Consider the following 26256-nt stretch of genomic DNA (forward strand, 5'->3'; position numbering starts at 1 on the left):
TTTCGAACACGTCGTTCATGGTTTGACTCCGAGCAGCGAACGCAGCGCGCGGATCGCGCGATGCAGGCGCACCTCTGATGCATTCGTACTGATGCCGAGCAACTCGGCGATCTCGCTGTGTGAGTATCCCTCGAGCTCGCGAAGCACGACCACGGTTCGCAGCGAGTGCGGCAGCGTTTCGATCGCTTCTCGTACCGCGACGAAATCGGCCAACCGATCTGGTGCCGAGGGTTCGCCGAGTGGCAAATCGTCTGGAAGATCGATCTCGCCTTGGCGCGTTCGTGCGCGCAATCGCGACAAGGCGACGCGCGCGGTAATTCGCTTGAGCCATGACTCGAGCGAACCGCGCTCCTCGTAGCGCCGCAACGCTTCGGGAAGCCCAAGAAAGACGTCGTGCAGCACGTCCTCGGCGTCGGCGCGCGACGCCGTGAGGCGAAACGCGAGCGCCATCAGTGAATCGCCGAAGGTCGCGTAAAGCGCGGTCAGCGCATCGGGGTCGCCTGTTCGCGCACGTGCGACGAGATCCGCTGGCGAGGACGCTGGCATCAGCGAGGAAAGTTGAATGGCGCGCATGGTCGTGTACCAAACGCGCATCGAGTCACAAACCTTACATGGTCGTGGACGCGTTCAGCAGCGACCGCACAATCCCATTATCGGACACATTCGCGACCCGGTCTAAAGGCCGCCGAGGACGCTAAGTAACTTCTCGCCAACGCGTTCCGTAGGGATCGAGAGAGGCACGGCACTTCCTTAGGCAAACCCTTCGTGCGAATGCCGTGTCTCAAGAAATACAAGAAGTAGTTGAGTGCTTCGTCTTCGATTCCCTGTTAGGTCTGTCATGAGTCCCGCGTCTTTCCTCGTCGACCCCTACGCTGACACGCTCGAGATGCCGATTGCCGGCGCGCTCGAGACCGTGCCGGCCGACTGGGAGCGCGAGCAAATCATCAATCATCTTGGCGCCCAGTATCAGGTCGTTCGCGAGATCGGTCGCGGCGGCATGGGCGTTGTTTTTCTTGCGCGCGACATCGCGCTGCATCGGCTCGTGGCCGTCAAGGTGCTGCGGTACGAATTCGCGTCGTCCGAGGAGCATCGCGAGCGCTTCCGTCGCGAAGCGCGGATGACGGCGCGCCTGAGCCATTCGAACATCGTTCCGGTGCACACCTTCGGCGAAGCCGACGACTTCGTGTACATCGTGATGAAGTACGTGCACGGCCAGTCGCTGGCCGAGCGCATGCGGCGCGACCGGAAGCTCCCTGCCGGTGACGTGCGGCGCATCCTCCGCGATCTGGCGCAGGCGCTGGACTCCGCGCATCAGGACGGCGTCGTTCACCGCGATCTCAAGGCCGAGAACATCCTCCTCGAGGGTGCGAGCGGCCGTGCCATGCTCACCGATTTTGGAGTAGCGCTCCTTCGTTCCCTCGATCCGGTGCGTGCCGATTCGTCGCGCGCCTTCGGGACGCCGCATTACATGTCGCCTGAACAGGCGGCCGGCGAGCTCGATATCGACGGCCGCAGCGATCTCTATTCGGTCGGTGTGCTTGGCTATTACATGCTCTCGGGCCGATTGCCGTTCGAGGCGCACAGCTTCGAGGCGCTGGCGGCGAAGCACATCGCGGAGACACACACGCCGCTCGCCGAGCTCGAGCCTCGCGCGCCGGAGGCGCTGTGCGAGATCGTCGAGCAATGCCTGCAGAAGGACCGGCAGGCGCGTTTCCGTAACGCGCACGAGTTGGCCACGGCGCTGGAAGCCCTGCCGGTGAAGCGGCGGTGGCTGAGCCGCGCCGCGCATGCGACGGGCGGTCTGTTTCGCACGAGCGTCGCCGCCGAGCTGACGTTGGTGGCCGCCGTCGTGAAGGCGGCGTTCCGGTGGACGATGATCTGACGCCAGGCAGCCGATAGGGGAGGGGGGTATATTATCCCCCTATGAGCAATCGAACCACGATCACGCTTCCCATCGGCGGCATGACCTGCGCGGCGTGTCAGGCGCGCGTGCAGCGCGCGCTCACGAAGGCCGACGGCGTGAGCGAGGCCTCCGTCAACCTGATGACGAATAGCGCGAGCGTCACCTACGACGACGCCGCAACGACTCCCGACCGTCTCGTGGCCGTGGTGCGTTCCGTCGGCTACGAGGCCGACGTGCCGGCAGCCCCGCTCAGCGCGATGGAGTCACAGCGTGAGCTCGACGACGAACGCGACGCGGAATATCGCGCGCTGCGCATTCGGGCCGGCGTCACATTCGCCATTGGGATCGCCGCCATGTTCGCGCCGATGACCGTGCCGGTGTGGCGCGTGCTGCTCGTGGCGACGACGATCGTCATGGCGTGGGCGGGGCGCGACTTCTACGTACGCGCCGCGCGAGCGTTGCGACACGGCAGCGCCGATATGAATACGCTCATCAGCGTCGGAACGGGAGCCGCATATCTGTTCTCGCTCGTCGCGACGCTCGATCCCGGCCTGTTCGAGCGTCATGGTGTGAAACCCGAGGTGTACTACGAAGCGGTCATTCTGATCATTGCGTTCATTCTCGCGGGGCGTGCGCTCGAGGCGCGGGCAAAGGCTCGAACGTCGCGCGCGCTCAGCCGGCTGATCGACCTGCAACCACAACTGGCGCGCGTGATCGTCGGCGGCGTCGAGCGCGAAGTCGCCGTGTCCAGCGTCCGGCTCGGCGACACGATCAGCGTGCGGCCGGGCGAGCGCATTCCGGTAGACGCGGATGTGGTCGAGGGTGAGAGCGCGGTGGATGAGTCGATGCTCACCGGTGAATCGATGCCGGTGACGAAGACGACGGACGATCGCGTGTTCGGCGGCACGATCAATCGCACCGGCGCGTTCCGCGCGCGCGCCGCGGCGCTTGGCGAGCAGAGTGCGTTGGCGCGCATCGTCAAGTTGATGCGCGATGCGCAGGCGACGCGCGCGCCGATCCAGAATTTGGCCGATCGCGTGAGCGCGGTATTCGTGCCGACGGTCATGACCATCGCGCTGGTCACGTTCGTTGCGTGGCTGGCGATCGGTGGCACACAGACCATCGGGCACGCGATCGCGGCGAGTGTGTCCGTGTTGATCATTGCCTGCCCGTGCGCGATGGGCCTGGCCGTGCCCACGGCCGTGATGGTCGCAACGGGCAAAGGTGCCGAGCTCGGGTTGCTGATCAAAGGTGGTGAGGCGCTCGAGCGCGCGGGGAAGATCGACACCGTGTTCCTCGACAAGACGGGAACGGTGACGGAAGGTCAGCCGTCCGTCGTCTCGGTGATTCCAGCAACCGGCGTGGACGAAGGAACCGTGCTGACGATCGCGGCCGCGGCGGAGCGGTGGTCCGAACATCCCATCGCTCATGCGATATCCCGTCAGGCGCGCGAGCTTGGTTTGGCGCAGCCTGAATCGAGTGACTTCGTATCGCTCACGGGCAGCGGCGTCAGCGCGCGCGTCGATGGGCGATTGGTTACTGTTGGGCGCGAATCACATGATACGCTCGCGCCGATCGTCGATCGTCTCGCGGGTGATGGGGTCACGGCCGTGAGCGTGCTGCGTGACGGTGCGCCGATCGGCGTGATCGGCGTCGCCGATCGACTGCGTGCAACGTCGGCGGCCGGCATCGCGCGCTTGCATGCGATCGGCGTGCGAGTGGTGATGTTGACCGGAGACAACGCGCGCACCGCCGAAGCGATCGCTCGTTCGGCGGGCATCGATGAAGTGCGGGCGCGTCTGATGCCCGCCGACAAGGTGGCCGAGATCGAGCGGCGTCAGCGCGAAGGCGCGGGTCATGTGACGGCGATGGTCGGCGACGGCATCAATGACGCGCCGGCGCTCGCGCAGGCGGACATCGGCGTCGCGATCGGCACGGGCACCGACATCGCGATCGAAGCGAGCGACGTCACGCTGATGCGCCCGGATTTGGGCGCGGTCGCGGACGCGATCACGCTCTCGCGCCGGACGATGCGCACGATGCGCGAGAATCTGTTTTGGGCATTTGCGTACAACGTGATCGGCATTCCGCTCGCGGCGGGCGTGTTGTATCCGCGCTTCGGCATTCTGCTCAACCCGGTCATCGCGAGCGGTGCCATGGCGCTCAGTTCCGTGAGTGTGCTCACCAACAGTCTGCGACTTCGTCGCTGGAGGCCGGCATGAGCCGAAAGGCGGTCGCCGTGGACGCCCCGGCACGCGAGCGAAACCTGAAGCGCTTGCGGCGCATCGAGGGACAGATTCGCGGCATTCAGAAAATGGTGGAAGAGGATCGATATTGCGCCGACGTTATGACGCAGATTTCATCGGTCCACGAAGCGTTGCGTTCGGTGGGGCGCGAGCTCATGCGCAATCACTTGCGCCATTGCGCCACCACAGCGATCAAGGCTGGTGCGGAAGACGCCGACGCGATGTACGATGAGCTGGTCGAGATGATGTACCGACATGCCCGCTGACATCCCAAGGCTCATGAGATACCTATCGTCGCTTCTTCTCGTCCTGGCCGCCGCGCTCGCGATTCCCGTCACGGCCCGGGCACAGCAACCGTCGAGCACCGTCGTCGTTCTCGTGCGCCACGCTGAAAAGGCGGCGACGCCGGCCGATGATCCACCGCTCACGCGCGAGGGCGAAGCGCGCGCGCTCGCGCTGTGGACGACGTTACGCTATTCGGGCGTCGATGCCGCGATCACGACCAATTTCGCCCGCACGCGAATGACGGCCGCGCCAACCATTGCCGAGCGTGGAATCACGCCCGAGGTCTTGCAGGCGCGCAATCCGAATCACGTGCAGGAAGTCGTGGCGGCGATCAAGCGGTACAGCGGCCACACCGTGCTCGTGGTCGGTCATTCGAACACCGTGCCCGCGATCATCGCCGCGCTTGGCGCTGAACAACCATCGAACATCTGCGACGAGACCTACGACGACCTGTTCATCGTGACGCTGCGGGACGGACGCAAACCCGAGCTGGTGCACGGCCGCTACGGCGCGCCGTCGCCCGTGGCGACGTGCGCGTCGATGAAGTAGCGCGGGTGTGAATCCGACGCGTTATTCCGAAACCTTTTCCAGATCGGTGAGCGCGGGACCGGTGATCACCTTGCCGTACGGGTCGAATCGCGACCCGTGACACGGACAGTCCCACGTCTTTTCGGCACTGTTCCAGCCCACGATGCACTTGAGATGCGTACACACCGCCGAGCATTCGTGGAGCTCTCCGTCGTCGTCGCGATAGGCGGCAATCTTGTGCACGCCACGCCGAACGACGCGGCCCTCGCCCGGCGTTAGATCGTTCGCGTCAGTCGGGTCGGGCCGCAGGTAATCCTTCACGTACTGCAACGCGACGTCGGCGTTTTCCTTCACGAATTGCTCGATCGGTCGCGCGCGCAGGGACACGCGGTGCGGATCGTAAAGCGTTTCCCAATCGTTGAGCCGTCCCGTGATCATGTCCGTCAGCAGCATGCCGGCGATGGTGCCGTGCGTCATGCCCTGTCCGGAATCCCCCGTGGCGATGTACACGTTCTCGGCGCCATCGGGATTGCGGCCGATGAAGGCGATGAAATCGTTCGGCTCGAAGACCTGGCCGGACCATTTGTAGATGACTTCACGCGCCTCGGGGAATCGCCGCCGCGTCCACTGCTCGAGGCGGTCCCAGCGTTCTTCGGCATCGTCGGCGTGCATGGTTTTGTGGTCTTCTCCGCCGACGATCAACGCGTCGTACAGTTGGTCGCCCGTGAGGACGCCCGGCGCCGGCTCATCCAACCGCTGCAAGCGCACGTAGTGGTACGGGTCCGGCGTGTCCCAATAGAGACCCGTCGGAACGGAGCCGCGCGGAACGACGAGCGAAACCACATAGGTGCGATAGGGAGCCTGCTTCGTGTGCGTGCGGTACATGTCCGTGATCGGCGAGTTCGTGCACACGCACACGGCATCGCAGGTGATGGTGTGTTTGTTGTCCGTCTCGACCTTGCACGGCGCGCCGCCCTCGACGCCCGCGACATGCGTATCGCAGTAAATGCGGCCGCCGCCGCGGACGATCGCCTGCGCCACGCCGGCGAGGTATTTGAGAATGTGAAACTGTGCCTGGTTCGGAAAGCGGAGACACGGCCCGCTGTCGAACGACAGATTTGGAATCGCCGGCAGCTTCTGGACGCCGGAAATGCCGGCACGTTGCGCGGCCGCGAGCTCTTCATCGAGCACGGTTTCGGTGTCGGCGCCGCCGAGAAACAAGTAGCCATCGAGGCGCTCGAAGTCGCAGTCGATTTTCTCGTCGCGCACGATCTGCTCGATGCGATCGATCGCGGCGCCGTGACTTTGCACGATGCGCCGTGCGCCATCCTCGCCGTGCACGTGCTCGAGCACGTAGATGCGATCGTCCATCGCGTTGGCGAGATGCGCCGTCGTTCGGCCGGACTCGCCGCCGCCCAGCGGCCCGTCATCGAGGACGATGACCTTCTTTCCAGCCTTGAGAAGCATGTACGCCGTGGACAACCCGGCGATGCCGGCACCGATGACACATACGTCCGTGCGCGCGTTGCCGCCGAGTGCGGGAAAGGTGGGAACGTCGAACGTTCCCATCCATACAGACGCCGTTTCGCCGCCGGGATTGGTGTTCTGCTCTTTCATGGTTCCGTTTTGGTGGACGTGAGCAGCGAAGGCTTTGCACAGCGCGCACCAGTGCGTTCCGCCCGAGGCCGCCACTTCCAATGGCCCCGTCCGTACGCGAACCTACGGAATGATCGTCGCCATCACGGGCGCCAACGGGTTCATCGGCCGGCATCTCTGCGAGCGCTTCGCCGTCGCCGGGTCCGAAGCGCGTCCGGTCGTTCGCGCAGACTACGAGCACGGTCGACTGGCCGAGAAGCTGCGCGGCGCCGATGTGATCGTCCACGCGGCGGGCGCGACCCGCGCGGCGACGCGCGCAGGTCTCGTGCGGTCCAACGTCGACCTGACCGCGGCGACGCTGCGCGCGGCCGAAGCGGCGAAGGTCGAACGATTCGTCTTCGTGTCCTCGCAAGCGGCGGCCGGGCCCGCATCGTCTCGAGACGTTCCCGTCGACGAAGACGACGCGCCCGCGCCGATCGAGACGTACGGCCGCGCCAAACTCGCGGCGGAGTCCCGTGTGCGATCGTCGGCGATTCCGTGGACGATCGTACGGCCGGCGGCCGTGTACGGCCCGCGCGATCGCGACTTTCTCGCGCTGTTCCGATTTGCGAGTCACGGCATCGCGATTCATCCAGGGAACCGCGAGCATTGGATTTCGATCGCGCACGTAACCGATGTCGCGAACGGAATTTTCTGCGCCGCGACGAGTCCCGCGGCGGAGAGCGGCACGTACTTCATCGCCAACGACGAACCAGTACAGTGGCGTGGGCTGTTTGCACTCGCGGCCAACGCAGCAGGTCGCGAGATCGCCGCCGACGCCGAGATACCGTCGGCGGTGGTCGGCCTCGGGGCGGCGCTCGGCGACGTGATCGCGAAGATTCGTGGACGCGCCGGATTGCTGACTTCGGAGAAAGTCGCGCTGAGCCGCGCTCCGTTCTGGATCTGCTCGAATGCGCGCGCGCGAAGCGAGCTTGGATTTGGCCCGGCCGTCTCGCTTCATGACGGGCTCCGCGAGACTTACGTTTGGTACCGGCAGGCCGGTTGGCTCTGACTCGATCTTTGATCATTCTCGAAATTCTGCATCCATGAGATTCACTCGCCGGTGTGCGTGCGGCGCGACCACCATGCTGCTGGGCTTCGCCGCGGCGGGCACGCTGCGCGCGCAAGCATCACCGCCGATCGATCCACTCGAACGGGTGTATCGCGACGTGGAGCGGCTCGCCGCGATCGGCGTCATCGACGATGTGGTGCTCGGCCAGCGCCCGTTTTCGCGGCGCGAAATCATTCGGCTGTTGACCGAAGCGCAGAACAATCTCGCGACGCGCGGGCCGAGCGGCGGTGGTGAATGGATGCGCCAGGTCATCGCGGCGGATCTCGCGCGCATCGCGTCGTACGGGACGAGCTATCTCGATCGCGCGGACGTGGAGCAGTCGGTCATGGACAGTCCCGACCGACGGGCGCCGAGCGATTTGAACGGCTCGATCGACGCGCGCATCAATCCGCTGACGTCGTATCGCGAAGGGCGTCCCCTGTATGACGGCTCGACGACGATTGTCGAGACGCATCATTCCGTGAACGTGGGACGTCATCTCGCCGTATGGGCCGCGCCGATCTTCAGCGTCGGTGCGCGTCGCGGCGACGGTGCGACGAGCCAGCTCGCGCTGCAATCGGGCGGCGCGCGCGGGGAGTTCGGCAACTTCGTGGTGCAGCTCGCGCGAGATTATGAAATGTTCGGAGAATCGCCGACTGGCGGGTCGGTGGTCTCCACCAACGCGCCCGCACTCGACGCGTTGACGATCACGAACGATCGGCCGGCGCGGCTCCCGTTTTTCGGCTGGCTCGGGCCCATGCGCGGCACGTTGTTCGTCGCCGATCTTGGCCCGCATCAGAACTTTCCGCACGCCAAGCTCGCGGGCTGGAAAGTCTCGATTCTGCCACATCCGAACTTCGAGTTTGCGTTGCACGTGGAGAGTCAGACGGGGGGCGACGGCGGGCCGGCGGCGAGCTTCGTCGATCGTGCGCTCGACCTGGTGCCGCCAATTGGCGGTCTTCGGAACCTGTTCAGCAACGGCGCCGGCAATACCGATTTCTCGAACAAGTTCGCGGGCTTCGACGTGCGCCTTCGGATTCCGCGCGCGCGTGGCCTCGACATCTATGGCAATGCCGCGGACGACGACTTCGACGCGCGCCGGCTGGGGAGCTCGCTGTTTTCCGACGGCGGCGTCGTGGCCGGCGTCTCGATGTCGTGCCTGCTGGAGTGCGGGCGTCTCGGTGTGCGGGCCGAATATCATCTCACCGGCATTCGTTACTACACCCACACGCAATTCACGAGCGGTTACGCGCTGAACGGCACACTCCTCGGCGACCCGCTCGGTCCGCGCGGCAACGCCGGCACCGTGGCGGTCGATGGCGAGAGCGAGCGCTTCGGCACACTCGCGTTGGAGGGAGCGTTCGAGATCCGTTCCGGAAATCGCTACGCCGGCACAGCCGACCAGCCCAACGATCGCAACTTCCATTTCGTGCTGATCGAGCAACGCCCGGGTGAGAAGCGAACGCGTGCGACGCTCACATGGATTCCGACGCGTCGCGACGCCCGCATTGGCTGGCGCATGAGCGCGGCCGCGGAGCGCGCGATCAACTATGCCTTCGTCGCGGGTCACGATCGCACCAACGCGCTCGCGCAGATCCAGGTGGAGTTTCGGCCGTGACGGCGCACGAAGCGCTCACGGTGGCGTTCACGATCGATCTCGAACCCGATTGTCCGCCGTTTCTTCAGGGCTTTCGCGGTGTCGAGCATGGATTGCCGAAGCTGCTCGACGCACTCGCCGCGCGCGGCATTCGCGCGACGTTGTTCACGACCGGCGAAGTCGCCGAGCGGTATCCGTCGCACATCGAGCGACTGGTCGCCGAAGGACACGAGCTCGCGTGTCACGGGATGACGCATCGCGCGTTCACCGAGCTTTCAGCCGATGAAGCGCGACGCGAAATCGAAGAGTCCGCGCAAATCCTTCGGCGCTTCGCGCCGGTGACGTCGTTTCGCGCGCCGTATCTCAAGTTTCCGGCGGCGTTTTTGCCCATTCTCGAGGCGAATGGTTTTCGACTCGATTCCTCGCATGCGCGATACAAACTCGCGTATTATCGCGACCGCGCGACGACGCGACTCACGCGCATTCCCGCGTCCGTAACGTCATCGGTGCTGCGCATCGCGCGGCCGCTGCGTGCGGCATATCTGTCGCTGCTCTCGTCGCCGGTCGTGCTGTTCGTGCATCCGTGGGAATTCGTCGATCTTCGTCACGAGCAACTCCGATTGGACTGCCGCTTCAAGACGGGCGACGTCGCCCTCGCGTGCGTGTCCGAGGTGCTCGACAAGTACCGCGCACGCGGCGCGCGCTTCGTGACGATGGGAGAACTGGGCGCGTGAGCACCGCGCGACGATTCGCGGTCGTCGGAGCCTGGATCGTCGCGACGGTCCTCGTGGTGTTGTGCGCGCGAACCATCGACTGGTCGCACGCCGGCGCGGTCTTCGCGGCCGCGAATCCATGGTGGCTCATTCCCGCGCTCGCCGCCAATGCCGCGGTGCTGGTGTGCTGGGCGGGTTTCTGGCGCGCGCTCGTTCCGCACGGCGAGCCGCGCGTCACGCTCCGCCGGATGTTCGAGATTGTCTCAACGGCATCGTCGTTGATGAACACGGTGCCGTTCGGCGGCGGCCACGCCGCAAGCGTCGCACTGTTGAATCGGCGCGCGGGACTCAGTATGCGCGGCGCGCTCGCGGTGCTCGCGCTCGATCAACTTGGCGAGGGGCTGATCAAGGTCACGATCTTCCTCGGCGTCGCGGCGATGGATCCGTTGCCGACGTGGATGCGCGCGGGCGTCGCAACGGCTTCGATCGGCGTCGCGGTGTGGTTGGTCGCGCTGCTGGTGATGTCGCGCCGCGCGCGCGAGCTGAGTCTTCTCAAGGACGCGGGCCGCTCGTTGAGCGCGTTCGCCTACATCGCGGCGATGAAAGGCATCGAACTATTGGCAATCGTCGCCGTACAGCGCGCGTTCGGCGTCACCATATCGCCGGGCGGCACGCTGCTCGTGTTGGCGGCGCTCATTCTCGCCACGATGTTGCCGGTTGCTCCGGGCAACCTCGGCACGTACGAAGCCGCTGTGTTTCTGGCGTATCGCTATCTCGGACTCGGGCCCGCGCAGGCGTTGAGTCTCGCCATCGTGCAGCATCTCGCGTTCTTGCTGCCTGCCGTTGGCGTCGGCTACTCGTTCGTTTCCGCGCGCACTTTCTCGCGCAGCGCGATCGCGTCGCGATAAACAGCGAGGTGCGTGTCGATGACGCGCGGCCAATCATGTGGGGGCGCTGTGCGCGCGTTGAATTCAGCCATCTCGCGCAGCCGACCGCGATCGCGCGCGAGCGCTGCAACGTGCGCCGCGAGCTCTTCGTCGGATTGCGCCAACAAGCCTTCGCGTCCGTGTGTGATCAGCTCAGCGACGCCGGACGCCGCCATCGCGACGACCGGCACTCCGGCGCATCGCGCTTCGAGCGCCGCGAGCCCGAACGACTCGCGCACCGTCGGCAACACGAACACATGACTTTCGGCGAGTAATTCACGAATGCGCGCGCGGCTGCATCGGCCGAGCAGCTCGACGTGCCGCTCGAGGCCGGCCCGCGACACCGCTCGAGTAAGCGCGCCGAGCTCCGGCCCGTCGCCGACAATTCGCAGTCGAATGGAAAAGTCGTCGCCGAGTCGCGAGCGTACGTCACGCAGCATGCGCACGAGCGCGAGTGGGCGCTTCTTCGGATTGAGTCGCATCACGCTGATCAACTCGAGCCGGCCGTCGGGGCTCGTCACGGTCGCCGTTCGCCATGCCTTCGCGTCGATGCCGTTGGACAACACGGAAACTTCGCGCTCTCCCGCGAACGGCTGCACTTCGCCGGCGACGCGCGCGCTCACCGCGGTAAACACCGCCGGCCATCGCGCGGAGCCGAGCATCGTACCGACTGCGCGCGCGAGGAGCGGTGTTTGCGGGACGATTGAATGGAACGTGAGCACGGTGGGAATGCCGCGCCGCACGCTGTGCAGCGCGCCGCCGAGTGCCGTGGGCGAAACGATGCTGACGTGGCAGTGCGCGACGTCGGGCGCCTCGTCGGCGATCGCGTGGCCGACGGCGCGAATGCCGGCTCGTGTGATGAGAAAGCCGAATCGCGGCGCGCGCGGCGCATCGATGCGCCGCACGCGAATGCCGTCACACACCGGCTCGCCGGGCGTGGCCGTGATGGCGACGACGTCGTGTCCGGCGTCGACGAGACGTTTCGCCAGATCCTGAAGGTGAAGCTCGATGCCGCCGATCCGCGGGCGATACCAGTCGCAGACCAGCGCGACTTTCACGTCACGCGGCGACCACTAACTTGGCGACGCGCGCGAACGCCTCGAGCACACGCTCGACTTGTTCATCGGAGTGTTCGGCCGTCATCGACACGCGGAGCCGGCACGAGTTGGCGGCTACCGCCGGTGGCGCGATCGTATGCGTGAAGACCCCGGCGTCGAACAGCGTGCGCCAGACGTGGAGCGTCGGCAGGAGCTCGCCGATCACGACGGGAATGATCGGCGATTCACCGGGCCCTACCTCGAAGCCCAACGAGCGCAGGCCCTCGGCGACGCGAAGGGTATTGGACCACAGCCGCTCGCGGCGCTCCGGCTCCTCCGCCATGATGTCGAGCGCCGCCAGCACGCCCGCGACGGACGACGGCGGCATGCTCGCCGTGAAGACGAATGGCCGGCTATGGTGCCGCAGCCAGTGAATGACGGACTCCGGACCGGCGATCACGCCGCCGATCGAAGCGAGCGACTTCGAAAACGTGCCCATGATCAAGTCGATCTGATCGGAGAGTCCGAAGTGTTCGGCGGTGCCGGCGCCATTCGCTCCGAACACACCGACGGCATGCGCCTCGTCGACGAGCACTGTCGCGTCGTGCGCTTTCGCGGCGGCGACGATCGCCGGGAGCTCGGCGACGGTGCCTTCCATCGAGAACACACCATCCGTCACGACGAGTTTGCCCTGATGCGCCGGCACCATTCCCAGCTGGCGGTCGAGCGCCGCCGCGTCATGGTGCGGAAACCGGTGAATCTGACCATACGACAGGCGCGCCGCGTCCACGATGGACGCGTGATTCAAGCGATCGAGAAACACGTGCTCGTCCCGTCCGACGAGCGAGCCGATGATGCCGAGGTTCGCCTGGTAGCCGGTCGAGTAGACGATGGCGTCCTCCTTGTGGAAGAGCGCCGCCAGCCGCCGCTCGAGTGTCTCGTGCAGCGCGAGCGTTCCGTTGAGGAGACGACTTCCGGTGGATCCGCTGCCGAACTTCGTCAGCGCCCCTCGTGCCGCCTCGAGAATGCGCGGATGATGCGTCAGCCCGAGGTAGTTGTTCGAGCCAACCATGATCTTCCACGCACCGCCGATGAGCGCCTCGGTGGCGGTGGATTGCTCGATCGGCATGAAGCAGGGATAGATCCCCGCCGCCTGCGTTTCCCGGGCAAGCGTGTAGCCATCGCACTTTTTGAGGATGCTCATCCGACCGCTCGATCGTAGATGCGCCAGCGGCGATACTCCGTCGCGCCCATCCCCCGCAAGGGCCGATTGAGCTTGTCGTTATCCTCGAGAATCCACGAGGCTTCTCCGCCGATCATCCCCTCCTCCTTGCCGCGGCGGTACATCTCGTCGGCAAACAGTCCGAAGATCCCGCGATTCTGATACTCCGGCTTGGCGCCCAGGATCATGATCCGGCAGGATTTGAGACGGGTCTTGGCGGCCAGGATCTTGAAAATGCCCGTCGGAAGCAGTCGTCCGTTGCCGATCTGCTTGAACACGCGATGGTAGTCGGGCACGATGATCATGAAGCCCGCCGGCTCGCCGTTCACTTCCGCCACGAACGCGAACCGCTGCCAGATGAGGTACTTGAGGACCTGCGCCTCGTGCTGGAAGCTCTCACGCGACATCGGGACGAATCCCCAGTTCGCTTCCCAAGCTGAGTTATAGACCTCCCAGCAGCGCTCGACTTCGGCGCCGAAGTTCTTGAGGTCGAGATCCCGGAAGACCAGGTTCTTGCCCTTGAACGCGCGCTCGGCGATGTGGCGAACGCGCTCGGGCAGCTCGAACCGGTGCTCGCCTTCCATGCCGAAATAGTAGGCGATGAGGTCTTTCGCCTTGGTGAATCCCGCGTTCTCGATGAGCGTGGAATAGTACTGCGGATTCCACGTCGTCATGATCATGGGGTGTTGCTCGAATCCGTCCACGAGCAACCCGCATTCATGATTCGTCGAGGGATTCATCGGCCCGCGCACGGTGTCCAGCCCGCGCGTGCGCAACCAGGACGCGGCCGAAGCGAACAGTCCGTTCGCCGCTTCCTGATCCTGCCCACACTCGAAGAAGCCGAAGAAGCCGACCTTGTCTTTGTGGAAGTCGTTGTGCGCGCGATTTTCGATCGCGGCGATGCGGCCGACGGGCTTGCCGTTGCGCATCGCCAGAAAGAGTTGGCGGTCCGCCGTGCGGTAGAACGGGTTCTTCTTGCTCAACGCATCGGCAACCGCGATGCGGAGCGGCGGAACCCACTGTGGGTGATCGACCGGGTTGTAGATCTGCCACGGCAGCCCGATGAACCGGCGCAGATCACGCGAGGAGTCGACAGAGACGATATCCAATGCCACGGTGCGAATCTAACACGCGACGTCCCTCTGGATAGGCCCCCGTCCCGAGTGCGGCTGGTCCTGTACGGCTCACAATCTTAATTTGGGCTCGAGCGATCGCTCATTCCTCAACGATCGAGCCACATTGAGCATTCGAACGCTGCTGGTCACCGGTGGGGCAGGCTTCATCGGATCCGCCGTCGTGCGTCAGGCGGTGAAGGCCGGTTTCACCGTGTTGAACTACGACAAGCTCACGTACGCCGCGAGCCTGGAGTCGCTGCGCGACGTCGAGGATCACCCGCTCTACCAGTTCGTGCACGGCGACATCTGCGACGCCGAGCTGGTGCGCCGCACGATCGCCGACTTGCAGCCGGACGCCATCATCCACCTGGCTGCCGAGTCACACGTCGACCGCTCGATCGACGGGCCCGGCGAGTTCGTGCACACGAACATCCAAGGCACCTTCGTGATGCTGAACGAGGCGCGTCGCTACTGGGCCGAGCTGTCGGGCGAGGCTCGCGCTCGATTCCGATTCGTGCAGGTGTCCACCGACGAAGTCTTCGGGTCGCTGCATGACGACGGCCTCTTCACCGAGAACTCGCCATACTCGCCCAACTCGCCGTATTCAGCGAGCAAGGCGGCCGGCGATCACCTCGCGCGCGCGTGGCATGCGACGTACGGCGTGCCGGTCATCGTCACCAATTGCTCGAACAACTACGGGCCGTACCAGTTTCCTGAAAAGCTCATCCCGCTCGCGATCCAGCGGGCGCTCGCCGGCGAAGAGATTCCCGTCTATGGCGACGGTCTGAACGTGCGCGACTGGTTGTACGTCGAGGACCACGCCGCGGGACTGCTCCTCGCCGCGACGCGCGGCACGCCTGGCAGCACCTACCTGTTCGGTGGCCGCGCGGAGCGGACGAACCTGCAATTGCTCCACACGCTGTGCGCCGCGCTCGACGAGTTCCGTCCCGAAGGCGCTCCGCACGAGCGGCTGAAGTTCGTGACCGATCGGCCCGGCCACGATCGCCGGTACGCGATCGATCCATCGTCGGCCGAGCACGGTCTGGACTGGAAGGCGGGCCACGACTTCGACTCCGGCATGCGCGATACGGTGCGCTGGTATCTCGCCAACCGCGACTGGGCCGAGCGCATTCACCGCGCGCGGTATCGTGGCGAACGTCTGGGCACGGTGGGAATGCGATGAAAGGACTGATTCTCGCCGGCGGAGCGGGTACGCGGCTGCATCCGATGACGCGCATCATGAGCAAGCAGCTGCTGCCCGTCTACGACAAGCCGATGATCTACTATCCCTTGTCGACGCTGATGCTCGCGGGATTGCGCGACATTCTCATCATCACGACGCCGGAAGACGCACCGCGGTTCTCCGCGCTGCTCGGCGACGGATCGGCGTGGGGGATCTGCCTTCACTACGCGGTACAGCCGGCGCCGGAGGGCCTGGCGCAGGCGTTCATCATCGGCCGAGAGTTCATCGGCGGCGACGACAGCGCGCTGATCCTGGGCGACAACATCTTCTACTCCGAGAGTTTGTCGGCGCGCCTGCAGACGCTGGCGCGACAGGTATCCGGCGCGACCATTTTCGGCTATCACGTCCACGATCCCGAGCGCTACGGCGTGGCGGAACTGGACGCCTCAGGCAAGATCATCGGCATCGAGGAGAAGCCGAAGCAGCCCAAGTCGAACTTCGCCGTCACCGGGTTGTACTTCTACGACAACGACGTGGTGGACGTCGTGCGCCATCTCAAGCCCTCGGCGCGCGGCGAATTAGAGATTACTGATGTCAACCGGACGTACCTCGAGCGCGGAACGCTGCGGTTGGAAGTGCTCGGGCGCGGCGCGGCGTGGCTCGACACGGGGACGCCGGAGTCGCTGCACGAGGCCGCCGCGTTCATTCAGACCATCGAGCGCCGGCAGGGGCTCAAGATCGCGTGTCCGGAAGAGATCGCCTGGCGCATGGGGTTCATCGACGCCGAACGCGTGGAGCAGCTCGCTCGGCCGATGCGCAATGCCTACGGCGCGTATCTGCTCCAGATGCTGCACCAGTCGCCGCTGGTTTGATGGACGCACGCGCGACGGCGCTCGACGGGGTGCTCGTCATCGAGCCGAAAGCGTTCCACGACGATCGCGGGTTGTTCTTCGAGGCATGGGAGCTCGAGCGATATGCGGCGCTGGGACTGCCGTCCGAGTGGCGGCAGGACAACGTCGTGCATTCGCGCCGTGGTGTGTTGCGGGGCATGCACTTTCAGCATCCCAACGGACAGCACAAGCTCGTGTACGCGCTCGAAGGCGAGATCTTCGACGTCGCGATCGACGTGCGGCGCGGATCGCCGACGTTCGGGCAATGGGTGGGCGAGACGCTGACCGCGGAAAATCGCCGCCAGCTGTCGGTGGCGCCTGGCTTCGCGCACGGCTATCTCGTCCTGAGCGATTTTGCCGTGGTGGCGTACAAGTGCTCGACGCGGTACGATCCCGCGGCCGAGCGCGTGATCCGCTGGGACGATCCCGAGCTGGCGATTGCGTGGCCGGGGCGGGCGACGCTCGTGGCGCCCCGCGATGCATCGGCCCGCCGCCTTGGCGAGCTGGCGCCTCCGGAATTACCAGATTGTTAATACTAATTCTGGAAACACCGCCGCCGTGAGCCGCCACCGCCCCATCCTGCTGTTCGGCCGCAGCGGTCAGATCGGGGACGCGCTGTACGAGCGGCTCGCGGCGCGGCACGACGTCGTCGCGCCGGATCGCGCGAGCGTCGACCTGAACAGCGAGACAGCGGTGCGCGAGGCTGTGTCGCAACACCAGCCGTGGCTGGTATTGAATGCCGCCGCGTACACCGCCGTAGACGCCGCGGAGTCCGACGAGGCGGCGGCGCATCGGGTAAATGCGGTCGCTCCGGGCGCGATGGCCGCCGCGGCGCACGCGATCGGCGCGGCGATCGTTCATTTCTCGACCGATTATGTCTTCGACGGAACGAGTGCCACGCCGTACGTCGAATCCGACGCACCGGCGCCGCTGGGTGCGTACGGCAGAACGAAGCTCGCGGGCGAACGAGCGGTGCGGCAGTCCGGCGCGCCGCATCTCATTTTCCGAGCGAGCTGGGTCTACGCGCCACGCGGCCGCAACTTCCTGCTCGCGATTCTGCGCCGCGCGCGCGAGACCGGCCAGCTTCGCGTCGTCGGCGATCAGACCGGCGCGCCGACCTCGGCGGCGGCGATCGCGGCTGCCGTGGTCACGATCCTCGAACGCACCGCCTCACCCAACGACATCTCGGCGCATTCCGGCGTGTATCACATGACGGCCCGGGGATCGACCACCTGGTTCGACTTTGCGCGCGCGATTCTCGACGGTGCCGGTGTCGGCGCCAACGTCGAATCCATCAGCACGCACGAATTCGGAGCGGCCGCGGCGCGCCCGCGGTACTCGTTGCTCGACAACACCAAGCTTCAAACGACATTCGGACTCGAGCTGCCTGACTGGCGTGTGCAGCTCGCGGATGTGCTGCGCGAGCTTGGACTCGCCGCAACGTGACCGTGTCCGGCGCGCGCGACACGAATGCGCCGGCGCCGCTCGCGTTGCGCATTCTCGCCGTCTATCTCGCCGCGACCGTCGTCCCGGCGATTCGTGGCGGCGTACGCGGCGAGGGTGCGTGGCCGTTCGCCGTGGCGCACGTCGTTTTGCTCGCGATCTCGTTGATGCTCATCTCCAGGCGCGCGAACAGCTCCGCCGCGGCGTGGCTTCCGCTGCTGGCGGTGCCCGTGTTGTACGCGTCGCTTCCCACGCTGATCGCCGGGCTCGACGGCCGGATGCACGATGGTGTCGTGCAGGGTTGGGAGGGGGGCGTCTTCGGGCAATCGCCCGCCGCGACACTCGCCGGCCGCTATCCGTATCGTGGTATTAGCGAGCTCTTACATCTCGCGTACCTGTCCTACTACCCCGTCATCTACCTGCCGCCGCTGCTGCTGTTTCTGCGCGGCCAGCGGCCGGCGTTTGACCGAACCACAGCCGCGCTCGTCACTACCTATGCGGTGTGCTTCGCGGTATTCGTGGTCTTTCCGGTGGAAGGACCGCGCTTCGCGTGGGCGCCGCCCGCCGGCATTCCAGATGGTCCGGTGCGCCGATTCACCTTGCGTCTTCTCGCGGCAGGCTCGTCGCGCGGTGCTGCCTTTCCGTCGTCCCATGTCGCCGTCGCGGTGACGCAGGCCGTAGTGGCGCTTCGGTGCCAACGAGCCGTGGGCATCGTGGTGTCGGTCTGCGCCGCGCTCCTTTCGCTCGGCGCGGTGTACGGAGGGTTCCACTACGGCATCGACGTCCTGGCCGGCGCCGCTGTCGGCCTGCTGATAGGCTCTGGATTCCTATTGCGTTGATCGCTGTGCATTATTCCTAGCTCGGTCGGCGCACCTTGCTGTAACCTCCTTTGCTTGTTCCTGTTATGACGTTTCGACGACTCGCCGCGCGGCTCGTGCTCGCGGCTCTCATTCTTTTCCATCCGCTGCATCGGCTGTCGGCCCAAACGCCGACGAAGCCGCCGTCTCCGGCCGACGCCCAGGCCATGCTTCAGAACCGGCCGGATCTCGTCGGAAAGCTTCAGGCGCAGCTTGCGGCGAGCGGACTCACTCCGGACCAAATCAAAGAGCGCCTGCGCGCCCAGGGTTATCCCGACAGTCTGCTCGACGCCTACATGCCGGGCGGCAAGGCCGACTCGACAGCCGTGCCGAGCGCTGACGTGTTCGCCGCGATGCGCCTGCTCGGGCTGAGCGATACGACCACGACGGATTCACTGAGTCGCGTCGCGACCCGACGCCGAAACTTCAAATCGAAGCTGGACTCCGCGTTCATGGACTCGCTGACCCTGGCGGCCCAGAACGACACGATTGCCGATGCGATGCGCCGCGTGCTGAGGTCGCGCGGGCGAGCGCAAATCGCCGACAGCGGATTTACGGTCTTTGGTCTGAACTTTTTCCATAACCAAACGACGCAGTTCGACGCCAACACCGCCGGTCCGGTCGATGATAATTACCGGTTTGGCTTGGGCGATCAGTTAGTGCTGATTCTCACCGGCGACGTCGAGACCTCGTATCCGCTCACGGTGACGCGCGAAGGATTCGTCGTCATTCCGAACGTCGGCCAGGTGCCCGTCGCGAATCTCACCAAGGCGCAGCTCGAGGACGAATTGTACACGCGGCTTGGTCGCGTGTACTCGGGAATCCGGCGCGGTCCGGACGCGCGGACTCATTTTTCGATCAACGTCAGCAAGGTCGGCACCAATCGCGTCATCGTGACGGGCGAAGTCACCGAGCCGAACGCGTACCAGGTTTCGCGCGCCGGCTCGGTCATGGATGCGCTATACAAAGCGGGCGGTCCCACCGAAACCGGCTCGCTGCGCAACGTCATCGTTCGCCGCGGGACGGCAACCGTCGGGACGCTCGACGTGTACGACTATCTCGTCCACGGCGACGCATCACACGACGTACGTCTCGAGAGCGGCGACGTCGTGTTCGTGCCGCCGCACGGTCCGCGCGCGCGCGTCGTCGGTGCGGTGCTCCGTCCCGCCACGTATGAGCTCAAGGCGGGCGAGACCATTAGCGATCTCGTACAGATGGCGGGTGGCTTCACCGCCACCGCCGATCCGGCGCGCGTTCAGATCGAACGTATACTTCCCCCGAACGAACGCCCGAGCCTGGGCTCGAGCCGCCGCGTGATCGAGGTGCCGCCGCAGGCGCTCGGACGAAATCCGGCGGCGGAAACGTGGATCGAGGATGGCGACGTCGTGCGCGTCGGTGAAATTCCCAAGCGTGTCGCCGCGCGGGTCAAGGTCGAAGGGAATGTCTGGAGTCCGGGCGACGTCGGCTTCGTGCCCGGTATGCGGTTGTCGGACGCGCTGCACCGCGCGGGCGGGCTCAAGCCCGACAGTTATCTCGGAACCGTGCAGATATCGCGGCTTCGCCCCGACTCGACCTACGAGATGCTGACGGCGCAGCTGCGCGATACCACCGGTGCGGTCGTCAACGACATCACGCTGGCCGACGGCGATCAGATACGAACGTTCTCGACGCCGGAATTCCGCTCGAAGCGCTACATCAACATCAGCGGCGCCGTTCGCAAGCCGGGCCGATATCAGTATCGCGAAAACATGACGATGCGCGACGCCGTGCTGCTCGCGGGCGGGCTCGAGGAAGGCGCGTTGCTCACGCAGGCCGAAGTCGCGCGAATGCCCGAGAATCGCGCCGGCGGCGTGACGGCGAAAACCACGCGCGTTCCGCTCGACTCGAGCTATCTGTTCGACCGCACGGCCGACGGCCGCTACGTTGCTCCGCCCGGAATTCCGGCGCCGGTGGCGCGCGCGCCCGAGGTTCAACTGCAGCCGTATGACGACATCCTCATTCTTCGCCAGCCCGACTGGGCGCTGCAGCGCACCGTCAGCATCTCGGGCGAAGTGAAGTATCCCGGTCGCTACACACTGCAGAAGAAAACGGAAACGCTGCGCGAGCTGATCGAACGCGCCGGCGGTCTCACGAAGGACGCGTACGCGAATGGCGTGTCGTTCTATCGGCAACGCGACAGCGTGGGGCGGATCGGTCTGGATCTCGGTCTCGTGATGCGAGACGCGAATGCACCGGACAATCTGCAATTGGCCGACGGCGACTCGATCATCGTTCCGGTGTTCACCGGCGTGGTGCAGATGAGCGGCCAGGTCAACTCGCCTGTCGCGGTAGCCTATGTGCCGGGCGCCGATCTCGATTACTACATTCGCGCCGCTGGCGGCGGCACCGCGAAGTCCGACGTCGGTCGCGCCTACGTCCGCCAGCCGAATGGCAAGGTCGAAAGCCGTAACCGCCACTTTTTGATCTATCATTCGACGCCTCAACCGGAGCCGGGCAGCACTGTGGTGGTCCCGCTGTCGGCCGGCGATCACAGCTTCGACTATGCCGGCTTCTTCACCGGCCTCGCGTCCGTCCTCTCGGCCGGTATCGGTCTGGCCGCCATTCTCAGGAGATGACCGACGCCTAAAGTGCCGCGGTATTTGATCGTCCGCATCGCCGGCATCGGCGATGTGGTCATGGCCAGCGCGCTGCTCGCCCGCATTCGCTCCGAGCAGCCCGCGGCCGAGGTCACGTGGGTCAGCGGTGAAACCGCGGCGCCGCTCGCCGAGATGCTCGAGGGGGTGACGCGCGTCGTCGCCGTGAATGAACACCGCCTCTTTCGCGGATCGGCGCTTCAGCGGTTCGCCGAATTGATCCGCGCCTGGCGATCGATCGGCTTTGCGCGCTTCACGCGCGTGTTCGTGGTGCACGTCGACGCGCGATATGCGGCGCTCACGCTGCCGCTCGTCACGTCGCCGCGTGTCATGCTCGATCGGCGCATTGGCCCCGCGATGAACCCCGTGCCCGGGCGATTCCTCGGCGACGAATACGCCCGTCTATTCGACGAGGCAGAGAACGTTGGACCGATCGCCGGTCACTGGCCGCTCGCGCGGGCGCGGGTCGGCGTGGCTGCGGGCGACCAAACCGACATCGCGATCGTACCTGGCGGCGCGAAGAACGTACTCCGCGAAAGCGCGCTCCGGCGCTGGCCGATTGAATCGTACGTCGCACTCACGCGCGAGCTCGTTGCGCGCGGCCGCACCGTGACGCTCGTCGGCAACGGTGACGACGCATGGGTTCGCCCGTATTTCGACGACCTTCCGGTGGACGATCGCATCGGGCAGCTGACATTGCCGCAAACGCTCTCGCTGCTCGCTGCGGCGCGCGCTGTCGTCTCGCACGACACGGGGCCGATGCATCTCGCGCGCCTCGTGCGCACGCCGCTCGTCGCACTGTTCGGACCGACACCGCCGTCGCATTTCATCGTGGCGGACGAGCAGACGATCGTGCTGTGGGGCGGTGAGCATCTCGCCTGCCGCCCGTGTTACGACGGCCGCGAGTTCGCGCGCTGCAGCAACAACGCGTGCGTCGCGAGCATCACCGTGCCCGCGGTCGTCGACGCGGTTATGACGCTCTTGTCGGCGAGCGACGCGTCAGCACGAACACCAGCGCCCACTGCACCCAGAGCAGCTCCATCACGAATGGCGTGAGGAGGCTGTTCACGAACAGGCTGTGGACGCACACCGCGAAGATGGACGCGGCCACGCCCATCGCGAAGCCGCGCTCGTCGGCCGTCGTCTGCGGGTCGCGCCAGATGCTGCGGCACCGCTTGATGATCTGCAGCAGCATCCAACAGTAGACCGCGAGGCCGACCAGGCCCGTCATTGCCGCGATGAACAACAGGCCGCCGTCGCTCGAGTATGACGCCGCGCCGAATCGTTCGACGCCGTAGGCCCGCTCGAGCACGTAACCAAAGGTGTTGAACCCGACGCCGATGATCGGATGATCGCGCAACGCCTCGAACGCATGCAGCCAGCTCACCAGGCGTGCCGCCGCGGACGCGTCGAACTTCAGCTTTCCGTACTGCGCCGCGAATTTCAGCAGGAGCGGCGCGGCGGCAAGCACCAATACGCCGATCGCGACAACGAGCCGCAGCATGCGCTTCGACAAACCGCGCGCGATGAGCAGCACCGTACTCCCGACGATGAGTCCCAGCGCCGCACTGCGCGAGAGCGTGAGCACCAGCGCCGTGAACAGCACGAGCAACTTCCAGTGCGCGACCTTGGCGCCCGCGACGAGACGCCCGAGCGCGACGAGAAAGCCGACCAGCAGCATGGCGCTCGCGATGTTCGGCTCGAGCACCGTCGACACCAACCGGCGACCTTGAATGTCCCAGTCGTAATACGCGCGCGAATCCGGATAGACCATCTGCGCGAATCCCGGCAGAAACGCGGTTTGAAAGATTCCGAATACCGCGAAGAGCAGCAGCATGTGTTCGGCCGCATTCCACACGGCGGTGGCTTCCTCTCGGCGCACGGTGTTGATGATCGCGACGTACACCGCCGCGTAGAACATCCAGCGCGCGAGATACGCGAGACTCACCACGAGCTCGAACCCCGACAGCCCGAAGCGCGGAATGGCGAGCACCGCCGACGCGGCACCGACGCACGCGAAGAGCAGTGTCAAAAGCGCCACCGAATCCAGCCGCAGCGAACGCGCACGCAAACTAGCGAGACCCGCGACGCCGATGATGCACGCCACGCACAAATCGTTGATCAGGATCGGTGCCTGCCGTTCGCCCGTCGACAACACCGGAATGCGGCCGAGGTTCGCGATGAACAACATCAGCAGCATGGCCTGAATGATCAGGCTGGGCCTGACCCCGCGAACGACGGTGGCCGGCCCGAAACTCGTCAGCGTTGCGGACGCGCGTCGAGACGAGCTCGCAGGCGCCGTCGGAAGCTCAGTTCGCGAGAGCGCCATTGGCGTTTCCGCTCAGCACGATGCCGGCGCACGGCATGTCGAGACGTTTGAGCGTTTGCACCGCACCCATGAGCTCCGCGCGATCGATGCGCCGTTCGGGCACCACGAGCACGACGGGCCGCGAGCGCCTGAGCGCCGCGATCGTCGCCGCCGATCCGAGACTCGGCAGCTGCACGACGACGAGCGAGTGCTCCTGCTCGAGGCGCTCGATCGATGCGTTCACGTCGATAGCGCCATTCCCGCCGTTGGTGTTGCCGTTCGAGGTGGCGCTCAAGCGCAGCGGCTGCGCCGCAACGTCGAGCGACGAGAGGTCGAGCACCGTCGCCGACATCGAGCGGGCGAGCGCCGTTTGTGCGATCTGCCGCGCCACCGGCTCCGCGCGCGCGCGCGGATCGATCGGCAATACGAGAATCGTCTGCGCCGTGTCGGTACCGATGAAGAGCGGAATCGCCGAATCGAACCGCAGCGCCGGAAAGCCCGTCGTCTGTTCGACCTGACGCGGATCCTGCATCCAGCGTCCGAGCAAGCCGAGAAGAAGTGCTGCCACGAGACCGGCGCCAAGACCGCCGCCGATCCCGAATCCCGCCGTCTTTACCGGGTCCGGGAACGCCGGCTTGCGCGGCACCGTCGCGACGTCGAGCGCACGCACGTCGCCGCCTTCCTCGATCGCCGCGAGTCGCGCGCCGACGAGCTGCGCTTGAATGCCGGCGTAGATCGTTCCGAGACGCAACACGTCGCGCTGCAACCGCAGGCCCGACTGCGACACCGCGGGCAGTCCGGCGATCTTCTGCGTGAGTCCATCCAGCTCGGTCTGGTAGTCCGCTTCCTGCCGCTCGAGCGACGTGGCATACGTCTGCGCCATCGCCACCATCTGCCCTTCGAGACTCTTGCTGCTCTGCGTGAGCGCAATGACTTCGGGATCTTTTTCGGTGCGGCTCTCGAGCAGCTTGTAGCGGTCGGTCTCGACCTGCGTCAGTTGGCTGAGCAACTCGTTCACGCCGGCGCTTTTCAAGAACGCGGGATAGGCGCCGAGATCACGTGGGCGAATGGTGCCGCTCTTCACCTGCTGCATCAACTGCTTGATGGCGCCGTCCTCGACGCGGATCTCGGTGAGCGCGCCGCGAAGTTGCACGGCGCGTTCGAGCTCGAGCTTGCCGACGACCTGCGGGTCGATCACACCGCTCGCTTCCTGCTGCCGGCGCAGCGCCTGCTCTGCCGCCGCGAGCTCGCGCGACGCGCTATCCGCTTTCGCCTCGAGAAACTCGACGCGATGCTGATTGACTCCGCGATCCGTCGTCGTGCGGCGCGCGAGATAGATGGCGACGAGCGCGTTCGGAACCGCCGCGGCGCTGATCGAGTCGTCGCCCTGATAGCCGATCTTGGCGACTTCACCGCCCGCCTTGTCGATCGACAGATGCTTCGTGAGCCGCGCGATCGCATCCTCGTGATCGCGAAACTCGAGCTGGAGCGAGGGGGCGGTGACTCCCGGCATCAACGTCACCTGACCGATGGCGAGCTTGCCCGGCACCCCCGGCATGAGCTTCGCGCTGTCGCCTTTCGTCACGGCGAGATAGCTGCCATCGCCCGCGCGCGTGAACGTGTACTTCCGCGGCGCAAACGAGGGCGCGAGCGCGTAGGACGCAACGAGCCGATTGGTCGGTGTGCCACGGGGCTCGACGACGCGCGCCTGAAGCAGCAGCGAATCGACCACGCGCCCCGCGACGGCGCGGCTGTCGAGAATCGCGATCTCCGTTTCGATCGGCGACTTGAGCGCCCCGGACAACATGCCGCCCGCGTCACTCAGGCCGCCGCTCAAGCGCGACAGCACGGATGCGCCCGCGTCGCCGCCGGTTTTCAGCACGAGACTCGCTTCGCCGCCGAACTTCGGCGGCGCGAAGACGATGACGGCGACGGCGGCCAGCGCGCCCAGCACCACGAAGAGCACGATGGCCTGCCAGCCGCGTCGCAGCGCGCGACCGACGTCGGCAAGATCGATCGTGTCGGCGGCGGTCGTTGCGCTCATCGGCGCGCCGCGATGACGAGTGACGAAACGACGGTGAGCAGGCTCAGTACCGAGATGAGATTTTGTTTGATCCAGCTCTTTCGGCCGACGACGACCTGGTCGCCCGAGTAGAGGTCGGACTTCGTGGAGAAATCACTCTGCCAATCGACCACGCGTGTTGCCTTGCCGTCACGAATGACCGTGACCGCATTCTCGTCTCCATCCGAAGCGACTCCGCCGGCGCGCGCGATCACGTCGCGCAGCGTCGTCGTCACGTCGACGAAGTAGATGTTCGGGCGATTCACCGCGCCGTTCACGGCGATGCGCCGAAGTACGATCAGGTCGATCGGCGAATCGTGAAAAAACTCCGCGAAGCGGCCGCGCACAGTATCCCGAAACGCGGCGATGCTCATTGACGACGCGTTGACGACGCCAATCTTCGGCAAGAGCACCTGGCCGCGCTCATCAACCGTGACGGTGTCGCTGAGCTTGGGCTCGCGCCACACGTGGAGCCACACCCGGTCGCCCGGCTGCACGAGCGCGTTCGCCGCGCGGCGAACTGCCGCGGAAACGGAGTCGCCTTGTTGAGCCGGCTGCTGCGCACCCAGCGGTGCGGGATGGGCGGCACTGCCCATAGCCAGGGTGGCTATGACCAAGACAG

General features: G+C 65.8%; 23 protein-coding genes. 15 read left to right on the forward strand and 8 right to left on the reverse strand.

Annotation, left to right across the window (positions count from 1 at the left end; all coding sequences use genetic code 11):
* Positions 1-15: 15 nt before the first annotated feature.
* Positions 16-546: a sigma-70 family RNA polymerase sigma factor gene (locus tag VN706_13485; protein HXT16644.1), complete on the reverse strand. Its 531-nt coding sequence runs from the start codon at positions 544-546 to the stop codon at positions 16-18.
* Between the two features lie 292 nt (positions 547-838).
* Here VN706_13485 and VN706_13490 point away from each other — a divergent pair, with 292 nt between their 5' ends.
* The 4 genes from VN706_13490 to VN706_13505 are packed head-to-tail and all read left to right on the forward strand — an operon-like array spanning position 839 to position 4983.
* Positions 839-1882 carry a serine/threonine-protein kinase gene (locus VN706_13490; GenBank protein HXT16645.1) on the forward strand — a complete coding sequence of 348 codons (1044 nt, stop codon included), beginning with the start codon at positions 839-841 and terminating at the stop codon, positions 1880-1882.
* A gap of 41 nt (positions 1883-1923) precedes the next feature.
* On the forward strand, positions 1924-4125 hold the full coding sequence (locus VN706_13495) for a heavy metal translocating P-type ATPase (GenBank protein ID HXT16646.1): 2202 nt from the start codon (positions 1924-1926) through the stop codon (positions 4123-4125).
* Positions 4122-4415, forward strand: a complete 294-nt coding sequence (locus VN706_13500; GenBank protein ID HXT16647.1) for a metal-sensitive transcriptional regulator — start codon at positions 4122-4124, stop codon at positions 4413-4415. Before VN706_13495 ends, VN706_13500 begins: the two co-directional genes overlap by 4 nt.
* A gap of 13 nt (positions 4416-4428) precedes the next feature.
* On the forward strand, positions 4429-4983 hold the full coding sequence (locus VN706_13505; GenBank protein ID HXT16648.1) for a histidine phosphatase family protein: 555 nt from the start codon (positions 4429-4431) through the stop codon (positions 4981-4983).
* Between the two features lie 21 nt (positions 4984-5004).
* On the opposite strand, the gene VN706_13510 is transcribed toward VN706_13505, so the two are convergent.
* Entirely contained in the window at positions 5005-6579 is a 1575-nt protein-coding gene (locus VN706_13510) for an FAD-dependent oxidoreductase (protein ID HXT16649.1), read from the reverse strand.
* 109 nt (positions 6580-6688) lie between these two features.
* Between VN706_13510 and VN706_13515 the strand changes: the two genes are divergently transcribed.
* The 4 genes from VN706_13515 to VN706_13530 are packed head-to-tail and all read left to right on the forward strand — an operon-like array spanning position 6689 to position 10866.
* Positions 6689-7609, forward strand: coding sequence for an NAD-dependent epimerase/dehydratase family protein (locus VN706_13515; protein HXT16650.1), 921 nt, complete (start codon positions 6689-6691; stop codon positions 7607-7609).
* A gap of 34 nt (positions 7610-7643) precedes the next feature.
* Entirely contained in the window at positions 7644-9266 is a 1623-nt protein-coding gene (locus VN706_13520) for a capsule assembly Wzi family protein (protein HXT16651.1), read from the forward strand.
* Positions 9263-9979, forward strand: coding sequence for a polysaccharide deacetylase family protein (locus VN706_13525; GenBank protein ID HXT16652.1), 717 nt, complete (start codon positions 9263-9265; stop codon positions 9977-9979). Before VN706_13520 ends, VN706_13525 begins: the two co-directional genes overlap by 4 nt.
* Positions 9976-10866: a lysylphosphatidylglycerol synthase transmembrane domain-containing protein gene (locus VN706_13530; GenBank protein ID HXT16653.1), complete on the forward strand. Its 891-nt coding sequence runs from the start codon at positions 9976-9978 to the stop codon at positions 10864-10866. Before VN706_13525 ends, VN706_13530 begins: the two co-directional genes overlap by 4 nt.
* Here VN706_13530 and VN706_13535 read toward each other — a convergent pair.
* The 3 genes from VN706_13535 to VN706_13545 are packed head-to-tail and all read right to left on the reverse strand — an operon-like array spanning position 10812 to position 14258.
* Positions 10812-11942: a glycosyltransferase family 4 protein gene (locus tag VN706_13535; protein HXT16654.1), complete on the reverse strand. Its 1131-nt coding sequence runs from the start codon at positions 11940-11942 to the stop codon at positions 10812-10814. The two genes, VN706_13530 and VN706_13535, sit on opposite strands and share 55 nt — an antisense overlap.
* A 1-nt stretch (position 11943) precedes the next feature.
* On the reverse strand, positions 11944-13125 hold the full coding sequence (locus tag VN706_13540; GenBank protein HXT16655.1) for an aminotransferase class I/II-fold pyridoxal phosphate-dependent enzyme: 1182 nt from the start codon (positions 13123-13125) through the stop codon (positions 11944-11946).
* Positions 13122-14258 (reverse strand): hypothetical protein, encoded by a 1137-nt coding sequence (locus tag VN706_13545; protein ID HXT16656.1) that lies wholly within the window; start codon positions 14256-14258, stop codon positions 13122-13124. Before VN706_13545 ends, VN706_13540 begins: the two co-directional genes overlap by 4 nt.
* Positions 14259-14382: 124 nt before the next feature.
* On the opposite strand from VN706_13545, the gene rfbB reads away from it, so the two are divergent.
* From rfbB to VN706_13580, 7 genes are all read left to right on the forward strand, one after another.
* Positions 14383-15441: a dTDP-glucose 4,6-dehydratase gene (gene rfbB / locus VN706_13550; GenBank protein ID HXT16657.1), complete on the forward strand. Its 1059-nt coding sequence runs from the start codon at positions 14383-14385 to the stop codon at positions 15439-15441.
* Positions 15438-16313 (forward strand): glucose-1-phosphate thymidylyltransferase RfbA, encoded by an 876-nt coding sequence (rfbA, locus tag VN706_13555; protein HXT16658.1) that lies wholly within the window; start codon positions 15438-15440, stop codon positions 16311-16313. Before rfbB ends, rfbA begins: the two co-directional genes overlap by 4 nt.
* A complete protein-coding gene (gene rfbC / locus VN706_13560; protein ID HXT16659.1) occupies positions 16313-16864 on the forward strand; it encodes a dTDP-4-dehydrorhamnose 3,5-epimerase in 552 nt (183 codons plus the stop codon). Before rfbA ends, rfbC begins: the two co-directional genes overlap by 1 nt.
* Positions 16865-16889: 25 nt before the next feature.
* Positions 16890-17777, forward strand: coding sequence for a dTDP-4-dehydrorhamnose reductase (rfbD, locus tag VN706_13565; GenBank protein ID HXT16660.1), 888 nt, complete (start codon positions 16890-16892; stop codon positions 17775-17777).
* The gene (locus tag VN706_13570; GenBank protein HXT16661.1) at positions 17774-18613 is read left to right on the forward strand and encodes a phosphatase PAP2 family protein; all 840 of its coding nucleotides are present in this window, start codon (positions 17774-17776) and stop codon (positions 18611-18613) included. Before rfbD ends, VN706_13570 begins: the two co-directional genes overlap by 4 nt.
* Positions 18614-18678: 65 nt before the next feature.
* Positions 18679-21246, forward strand: coding sequence for an SLBB domain-containing protein (locus VN706_13575; GenBank protein ID HXT16662.1), 2568 nt, complete (start codon positions 18679-18681; stop codon positions 21244-21246).
* Positions 21247-21258: 12 nt separating this feature from the next.
* Positions 21259-22320: a glycosyltransferase family 9 protein gene (locus VN706_13580; GenBank protein HXT16663.1), complete on the forward strand. Its 1062-nt coding sequence runs from the start codon at positions 21259-21261 to the stop codon at positions 22318-22320.
* On the opposite strand, the gene VN706_13585 is transcribed toward VN706_13580, so the two are convergent.
* From VN706_13585 to VN706_13595, 3 genes are read right to left on the reverse strand one after another with little or no spacing between them, the layout of a single operon-like run.
* Positions 22235-23593 (reverse strand): O-antigen ligase family protein, encoded by a 1359-nt coding sequence (locus tag VN706_13585; protein ID HXT16664.1) that lies wholly within the window; start codon positions 23591-23593, stop codon positions 22235-22237. The two genes, VN706_13580 and VN706_13585, sit on opposite strands and share 86 nt — an antisense overlap.
* Positions 23574-25616, reverse strand: a complete 2043-nt coding sequence (locus VN706_13590; GenBank protein ID HXT16665.1) for a Wzz/FepE/Etk N-terminal domain-containing protein — start codon at positions 25614-25616, stop codon at positions 23574-23576. Before VN706_13590 ends, VN706_13585 begins: the two co-directional genes overlap by 20 nt.
* On the reverse strand, positions 25613-26251 hold the full coding sequence (locus tag VN706_13595; GenBank protein ID HXT16666.1) for a polysaccharide biosynthesis/export family protein: 639 nt from the start codon (positions 26249-26251) through the stop codon (positions 25613-25615). The genes VN706_13590 and VN706_13595 overlap by 4 nt, the downstream gene beginning before the upstream one ends.
* Positions 26252-26256 lie beyond the last annotated feature (5 nt).

This window comes from Gemmatimonadaceae bacterium, assembly GCA_035606695.1.
Classification (GTDB): domain Bacteria; phylum Gemmatimonadota; class Gemmatimonadetes; order Gemmatimonadales; family Gemmatimonadaceae; genus JAQBQB01.